General features: G+C 73.0%; 8 protein-coding genes. All 8 read left to right on the forward strand.

Annotation, left to right across the window (positions count from 1 at the left end; all coding sequences use genetic code 11):
* The coding region (locus B4M60_RS03285; RefSeq protein WP_291080244.1) for a DAK2 domain-containing protein at positions 1-1,608 on the forward strand (1,608 nt) is incomplete at its 5' end.
* Complete coding sequence (recG, locus tag B4M60_RS03290) at positions 1,605-3,884, forward strand: ATP-dependent DNA helicase RecG (RefSeq protein ID WP_291080246.1); 2,280 nt, start codon at positions 1,605-1,607, stop codon at positions 3,882-3,884. The genes B4M60_RS03285 and recG, both read left to right, overlap by 4 nt.
* Before the next feature lie 30 nt (positions 3,885-3,914).
* Positions 3,915-4,502, forward strand: coding sequence for a 16S rRNA (guanine(966)-N(2))-methyltransferase RsmD (rsmD, locus tag B4M60_RS03295; RefSeq protein ID WP_291080248.1), 588 nt, complete (start codon positions 3,915-3,917; stop codon positions 4,500-4,502).
* Entirely contained in the window at positions 4,499-4,972 is a 474-nt protein-coding gene (coaD, locus tag B4M60_RS03300) for a pantetheine-phosphate adenylyltransferase (RefSeq protein WP_291080250.1), read from the forward strand. Before rsmD ends, coaD begins: the two co-directional genes overlap by 4 nt.
* A gap of 118 nt (positions 4,973-5,090) precedes the next feature.
* Positions 5,091-5,882 carry a DivIVA domain-containing protein gene (locus tag B4M60_RS03305; protein ID WP_291080252.1) on the forward strand — a complete coding sequence of 264 codons (792 nt, stop codon included), beginning with the start codon at positions 5,091-5,093 and terminating at the stop codon, positions 5,880-5,882.
* A gap of 23 nt (positions 5,883-5,905) precedes the next feature.
* A complete protein-coding gene (locus B4M60_RS03310) occupies positions 5,906-6,496 on the forward strand; it encodes a YceD family protein (RefSeq protein WP_291080254.1) in 591 nt (196 codons plus the stop codon).
* Positions 6,493-7,191 carry a ribonuclease III gene (gene rnc, locus B4M60_RS03315; RefSeq protein WP_291080256.1) on the forward strand — a complete coding sequence of 233 codons (699 nt, stop codon included), beginning with the start codon at positions 6,493-6,495 and terminating at the stop codon, positions 7,189-7,191. The genes B4M60_RS03310 and rnc overlap by 4 nt, the downstream gene beginning before the upstream one ends.
* Before the next feature lies 1 nt (position 7,192).
* A partial coding sequence (locus B4M60_RS03320) for a DNA-formamidopyrimidine glycosylase family protein (RefSeq protein WP_291080258.1) occupies positions 7,193-7,767 on the forward strand: 575 nt, incomplete at its 3' end.

The raw sequence follows: 7,767 nt of genomic DNA on the forward strand, positions 1-7,767 counted from the left end.
CTCAACGTCTTCCCCGTGCCGGACTCCGACACGGGCACCAACCTGCTCTACACGATGCGCGCCGCGGTCGAGCGTGCCGAGGGCGAGGAGGCGTGGATCTCCGAGGGCGGCGGGAGCGCCGGGGCCCGGGAGATCGCCGTGGCGCTCGGTCACGGGGCCGTCCACGGTGCCCGGGGGAACTCGGGCGTGATCCTGTCCCAGGTCCTCCGGGCGGTCGGGGAGGCGGCGACCTTCACGGTCGTGGACGCCTCCACGTACCGGCGCGCACTGAGGACCGCGGTCACCCTGGTCGACCACGCGCTCAGCGATCCGGTCGAGGGCACCATCGTGACGGTCCTGCGCGAGGCCGCGGCCGGGGCGGGCAGGTCGTCCGCCACCAGCCTCGTCGAGGTGGCCCGTGCGGCCGCGGACGCCGGGGCGGTGGCGCTCGACCGCACGACCTCCCAGCTTCCCGCGCTGACGCGCGCCGGGGTGGTCGACGCCGGCGGGCGGGGCCTGCTGGTGTTGCTGGACACGATGGTCGAGGTCCTCGTGGGCGAGGCGCCCGAGCGGCCCGACTACTTCATTCCCGACGACCCCTTCACCGACGCCCCCTCGCGGTGCGACGGCTCCGACGGGGGCGCGACGGACGCCTCCGCGGGCACCCGGTACGAGGTCATGTACTCGCTGACCCACTCGGACGACGTGCGCGCGGACGAGCTCAGATCCGCGCTCCGGACGCTCGGTGACAGCGTGGTGGTGGTGGGCGACGGGGGCACGGGGGACAACGCGCGCTGGGCCGTGCACGTCCACACGGACGACATCGGGACGGCGATCGAGGTGGCGCTCCCGCTCGGCCGGATCACCGAGATCCGCGTGACCGACATGCTCGACCCGGTGGGCGAGCAGTCGGCGGGGGGCCACGGGCATCGGGAACGGGACGATCCCGCCGACGATCCCGGCCATCCCCCCCGGGCCCTCGAGCGGACGGTCGTGGCGATCGTCGCCGACGGGCCCCTGGCGGACCTGTTCACCGAGGCCGGAGCCGTGACGGTGGATCCCGGCGAGCACGCCGGCGGGGTGATCGACGCCGTCCTGGCGGTGCCCGCGGACGAGATGCTGGTGCTGCCCAACGGTGAGCTCTCCCGAGCCCAGATCGGCGCGCTGGACGCGGCGCTGCGCGACGGCGACGGGCACGCCCTGATCCTCCCGACGGGATCGGTGGTGCAGGGGCTGTCGGCGCTCGCCGTCCACGACCCCTCGACCACGCTGTCGCTGGACGGATTCGGGATGGCGGATGCCGCCTCCGCCACCAGGCACGCCCACCTCGTCAGGGCGGAGCAGGACGCCCTGACCCTGGTCGGTCGCTGCTCCGCGGGGGACCTGCTCGGAGTGGTCGGTCACGACGTCGCGCTCATCCAGACGGACCCGGTCGAGGCCGTCTGCGCCCTCGCGGACCGGTTGCTCTCCTCCGGCGGGGAACTCCTCACCCTCCTGCTCGGCGACGAGTACGACGAGGCGGCCAGGGAGGCGGCGTTGTCCCGGCTCCGGAGCGCCCACCCGAACGTGGAGGTCGTCGGGTACGCGGCCGGGACGGGCCGGGTTCTCGCACACGTCGGGGTCGAATGACGCCGCTCGCCACCACGGACACCCCGTTGGCCGAGGTCCTCGACGCGGACCTGGCCGAGCGGATCACCGCGGCGTTCGGCCACCGGACCGTCGGGGACCTGCTCCACACCCTGCCCCGCCGCTACCGCCAGCACGGACAGCGCTACGACAAGCGAGAGCTCGTCGACGGCGAGCGGGTGACGATCATCGGGAAGGTCACCGCCGCCGCGACCCGCACCTACAGCACCAAGCAGGGGCAGCCGCGGGAGATGCTCACGCTCACCGTGACGGACGAGGACACCGCCTTCCGGGTGGTCTACTTCGCCGCGCGGAAGATCAAGTTCCTGCTGCCGGTCGGGACCGTCGCGATGTTCGACGGCACCGTGTCGCGTTTCCGCCACTCGCTCGACCTCAAGCATCCCGAGTTCCTGGTCCTGAGATCGGTCTCCGGACCCGGCGGCCAGCTCCGGGGCTCGGGAGACCTCGCCGCGCTCGCCCGGCTGTCGGCCCAGATCGACGCCGAGGGGGGACCGAGCCTGTTCGACCGCCCGCTCCTGCCCATCTACGCGGCCAAGGAGGGAGTGACCTCCTGGGACCTGCTCGGCGCCGTGGTCACCGCGATCCGCGCCCTCGTCCCGGTGGTGGACCCCCTCGACGACACGGTCCGGGGGGCGGCGGGCCTCATGGATCTCGACGAGGCCCTGCGCAAGGCGCACCTGCCCGAGACCACCCTGGACGCGGACAGGGCAGGCTACCGGCTCCGGTTCGACGAGGCCATCGCGCTGCAGCTGCTCCTGGGGGCCCGGCGGCGGTTCGCCGCCCGCGACCCGGCGCCGGCGAGTCCCGTGCGCGGGGACGGCGTGCGCGCGGCGATGGACGCGCGGTTGCCGTTCGAGCTCACCGGGGGGCAGAAGTCGGTCCTGGCCGAAATCTCGGCGGACCTGGCGCGCGACGAGCCGATGAACCGCCTGCTGCAGGGCGAGGTCGGTTCGGGCAAGACGATCGTCGCGCTGTTGGCGATGCTCCAGGTGGTCGACGCCGGGCGCCAGTGCGTGATGCTGGCCCCCACCGAGGTGCTGGCCGGCCAGCACCACCGGTCGCTGTCGGCGATGCTCGGGGATCTGGGGGAGCGGGGCAGGTTCGGCGCGGCGGACCAGGCCACCCGCGTGGTCCTGCTCACCGGCTCGATGTCCACCGCGCAGCGACGGGCGGCGCTGCTGGACATCGTCACCGGGGAGGCGGGGATCGTCGTGGGGACCCACGCGCTCATCCAGGACTCGGTGGACTTCTTCGACCTGGGGCTGGTCGTGGTCGACGAGCAGCACCGCTTCGGTGTCCGCCAACGGGACCGGTTGCGGGCCAAGGGCCGCGACGGGACGGTCCCGCACCTGTTGGTCATGACGGCGACCCCGATCCCGCGGACCATCGCGATGACCGTGTTCGGCGACCTGGAGGTCTCCGAGCTCGGCGAGCTGCCCGGCGGGCGCAGACCCATCGCGACCTCCGTCGTGCCGGCCCGCGACAAGCCCAGGTGGGTCGAGCGGGCCTGGGAGCGGGTGCGCGAAGAGGTCGAGGCGGGGCACCGCGCGTACGTCGTGTGCGCCCGCATCGACGGAGAGACCGCCGACGCCCCGGACGGCTCCCCGAAGGTCGAGGACGACGACGACAAGGGCGACGACAGGCCGCCGTTGGTCGCCGCCGTGGAGCTGCACGATCACCTGTCCACCGGACCTCTCGCCGGACTGCGGATCGGTCTCATGCACGGCCGGCTCCCGCCGGAGGAGAAGGACGCGACCATGGCCGCGTTCGCCTCGGGCGCACTCGACGTCCTGGTGTCGACGACGGTGATCGAGGTCGGGGTGGACGTCCCGGAGGCCACCGTGATGGTGGTGATGGACGCGGAGCGGTTCGGGGTGAGTCAGCTGCACCAGCTGCGCGGCCGGGTGGGCCGGGGCGGACTCCCCGGGCTCTGCCTGCTCGTCACCAACTCCCGGGCGGGGGGACGGGCGATGGAACGGCTCGGGGCGGTCGCCGCCACGACGGACGGCTTCCTGCTGGCCCAGCTGGATCTGGTCCAGCGGCGCGAGGGCGACGTCCTGGGCGACGCCCAGTCCGGCGCGTTGTCGGCGCTGCGGTTGCTGTCGATCGTCGACGACGGGGAGGTCATCGAGATCGCCCGGCGTCACGCCGAGGAGATCCTCGACGCCGATCCCGGTCTCGATTCCCACCCGGCGTTGGCCGAACGGGTTCGCCGCCTGTCCGGCTCGGAGGAGTCGGACTACCTGTTCAAGTACTGACCTCCCGACCCCTCGACGCTGGAGAGCACCATGACGCGAATCATCTCGGGACGCCTGCGTGGGCGGCAGCTCGCCGTCCCGCCCGCGGGGACGCGGCCCACGACCGACCGGGTCCGCGAGGCCCTCTTCAGTGCGATCGTCAGCCGGGTGGACCTGGAGGGGGCCGCGGTGCTGGACCTCTTCGCCGGGTCGGGGGCCCTCGGGCTCGAGGCGGTCTCGCGGGGTGCGGACGTGGCCTGGTTCGTCGAGGAGAACCCGCGTGCCGCCGCGGTCCTCAAGGGCAACACGACGGGCGTGTCGTCGTCCCTCCCCTCGGTCGAGGCGATCATCAGGCGGGCGGCGCTGCCGACCGCCGTCGCCGGTCCCTGCCCCGTGGCGGGGGGTTTCCACCTCGTCCTGGCGGATCCGCCGTACGAGGCCTCCGGCGATCTCGACGGGCCGGTGCTGGAGGCGCTTCTCGAGGGCGGGTGGCTCTCCCGCGACGCGCTCGTGGTGTGGGAGAGGTCCAGGCGGTCCCCGGCGGTGCGGTGGCCCGACGGCTACGAGGTGGTGTTTGACCGGACCTACGGGGAGACCGCCGTCGAGATGGCCCGGCCGGTTGATACGGTCGCCCCATGACCACAGTCGTGTGCCCAGGCTCGTTCGATCCGGTGACCCTCGGGCATCTGGACATCATCCGGCGCTCGGCCGACCTGTTCGACGACGTGATCGTGTGCGTGGTGGCCAACCCCAACAAGCAGGGCACGTTCTCCATCGACGAGCGCAAGGCCCTCATCGGGGAAGTGTGCGCCGACATCCCCGGCGTGCGGGTGGACAGCTTCTACGGCCTGCTCGTGGACTACTGCCGCGACCGGGGGGCCACGGCGGTGGTCAAGGGCCTGCGGGACTCCACCGACTACGACTACGAGTTGCCGATGGCCCACATGAACCGGTCGATCGCCGGGATCGACACGGTGTTCCTGCCCACCCGGTCCGACCTGTCGTTCGTCTCCTCGTCGCTGTGCCGTGAGGTCACGCGGTTGGGCGGCGACGTCTCACACCTGTTGCCGGACACCGTCGCGCGCGCGCTGAAGGACCGTCTGGCCTGAGTCCCGCGGGGGCCGCCGCGACCCCGACCTGCGGACACACCGCCGCCGCACCGGCGGCCGGGACCGGGTTGCGGGCACACTGGTCTGGCAAGAGTGACGAACCGCTGAAGGGACGAGCGTGTACAGAGTGTTCCAGGCCCTCGACGAGCTGAACGCGATGATCGAGGACGCCCGCAGTCTGCCGATGACGGCCAACTGCATGGTGCCCAGGCACGAGTCCCTGCTGTTGCTCGACGACATCCGGGACTCGTTCCCCGGTGAGCTGGACGACGCCCAGGACGTCCTGGACCAGCGGGACAGGGTGCTCGCGGAGGCGGACGCGACCGCCCGGGACACCGTGGCCGCCGCCGACGCGGAGGCGGATCACACGCTGCGCGAGGCGCGGGCGGACGCCGACGCGATGCTGGCGGACGCGAAGGCGCGCGCCGACCGGATGGTCGCCGAGGCGACCGCTCATGCGGACGGCCTCGTGGGAGACGCACGGGCGGACGCCGCGGAGGTGCTCGACAGGTCCCGCCGCGAGGCCGAGTCCACCACGATCCGGGCCCGGGCCGAGTCCGACCGCCTGGTCGAGCAGGCCAACGTCATCTACGACCGCACGATCACCGAGGCGCGCCAGGAGCAGCAGCGGATGCTCTCGGAGTCCGAGGTGGTCCGGATCGCCGACGAGGAGGCGGGCCGGGTCCGCGACGCCGCGCACGCCGAGAGCGACCGCCGGCGGGAGGAGTGCGACGCCTACATCGACGACAAGATGGCGCGATTCGAGGAGTTCCTCGGTGCGACCATGCGGACGGTGGCCCGCGGCCGGGAGGAACTCCACGGGGTCGCCCCGGCCGCGCGGCGTGACGCACCCGGTCGGCGCGGAACCCGCGAGGACGAGCACTACGGCGACGGCTTCGGGAACTACTGACCCCGACGGGTAGTCTGCTGGGCGTGTCCACCACCTCACGCCCGCTCCGCCAAGGCCGCCCGGCCGCCGATTCCCTCGTCCTCGACACCCGCAGCATCGCCCGAACCCCCGGTGCCATGACGCAGGTGCGGCGCGCCGCCGTACTGCCGTCGGACATCGGTGTCGAGATGATCCGGATCCCCGAGGGCTCGGAGGTCGAGCTCGACCTCGACCTGACCTTCGTCGACGAGGGGGTCCTCGTGACCGGGTCGGTGACCGGGTCCGCCACCGTCGAGTGCGCCCGGTGCCTGGGCGGGTTCACCACCGAGGTGGGGGTCACGCTCACGGAGATGTACGCCGGCCACGGCACCGACACCGCGCACGCGGCCGAGGAGGACGAGGTTCGCCTCCTCGACGGCGACCTGCTGGACCTGGAGCCCGCGCTCGTCGACGCGTTCGGCCTCGAGTTCCCGATGTCGCCCACCTGTACCGACTACGGGCGCACCGAGTGCGTGAACGCCGACACACCCGCCCCCGACGGGGTCTCCGGCAGCACGGAGGGGCGCATCGACCCGCGCTGGGCCGGCCTGGCGGAGAAGTTCGGCACCACGGAGATCGGCGAGGGAGCCGAGTGACGGACCCGTCCTCCGCCCTCGGCGAGGTGCTCGGCGTGGAGCTTCCCGCGGAGCTGGCCCTCCAGGCGCTCACCCACCGGTCCTACGCCTACGAACACGGGGGGCTCCCGGACAACGAGAGGCTGGAGTTCCTCGGGGACGCCGTCCTCGAACTGGTCGTGACCGAGTACCTCTACCTCGCGTACCCGGACCGGCCGGAGGGCGACCTCGCCAAGATCCGGGCGAGCCTGGTCAACACCTACGTCCTCGCCGACATCGCCCGGGAACTTGGCCCCGACGGGCTGGGCGCCCACCTCAGGCTCGGACGGGGGGAGGAGCTCACGGCGGGGCGGGACAAGCAGTCGATCCTCGCCGACACCCTCGAGGCGGTGTTCGGCGCCGTCTACCTCACCCACGGGTTGGAGGTGGCGCGCACGGTCGTCGAGGGGATCATCGGCGATCGTCTGCGGGTGATCCCGACCCTCGGCGCGGCCCTGGACTGGAAGACCAGCCTGCAGGAGAAATGCTCGGCCCTCGGCCGGCCCAGGGTGCGGTACGAGATCGCGTCCTCGGGGCCGGATCACGCCAAGACGTTCACCGCGGTCGCCCACGTCGGCGACGAGCCGCTGGGTGACGGCGTCGGTCGGACCAAGAAGGAGGCCGAACAGAACGCCGCCGAGCAGGCGTGGGCCGCCCTGGACCGGGCCGCTCGCTGACATGCCCGAGCTGCCCGAGGTCGAGGTGGTGCGCCGCGGCCTCGAGACCCACGTGGTGGGCCGGAGGATCGACCGGGTCGAGGTGTCAGGGGCACGGACGGCCCGCCGCCAACCCGGCGGCCCGGCGGAGATCGTCGCGCGGCTGGGCGGGCGCACCGTGAGCGGCGCCCGGCGGCGCGGCAAGTACCTGTGGCTGACCCTGGACGGCGATCACACCGTCGGCGCGGACTGCCTCCTCGTGCACCTGGGGATGAGCGGCCAGATGCTGGTGACCGACGCCGGCGCGCCGCCGGTGCGCCACCTGCACGCGAGGGCCGGGCTCGACGACGGCTGCGAGCTGCGCTTCGTGGACCAGCGGACGTTCGGCGGGTGGACCGTCGTGCCCCTGGCGGAGGCCCTCGACGGCACCGGGGTGCTCCTGCCCGCGCCGGCCGCCCACATCGGGGCGGACCCGTTCGAGCCCGGGTTCGACCCCCTCGCCACCGCCCGGACCATCCGGCGCCGCGACACCGAGGTCAAGAGGCTCCTGCTGGACCAGACGGTCGTCTCGGGGATCGGCAACATCTACGCCGACGA

Origin of the sequence: Dietzia sp. UBA5065 (assembly GCA_002415925.1) — a bacterium.
Lineage (GTDB): Bacteria > Actinomycetota > Actinomycetes > Mycobacteriales > Mycobacteriaceae > Dietzia.

Excerpts from the sequence above, each read along its gene's own strand:
- recG (WP_291080246.1), top strand. The coding sequence starts at position 1,605 with ATGACGCCGCTCGCCACCACGGACACCCCGTTGGCCGAGGTCCTCGAC.
- rsmD (WP_291080248.1), top strand. The coding sequence starts at position 3,915 with ATGACGCGAATCATCTCGGGACGCCTGCGTGGGCGGCAGCTCGCCGTC.
- coaD (WP_291080250.1), top strand. The coding sequence starts at position 4,499 with ATGACCACAGTCGTGTGCCCAGGCTCGTTCGATCCGGTGACCCTCGGG.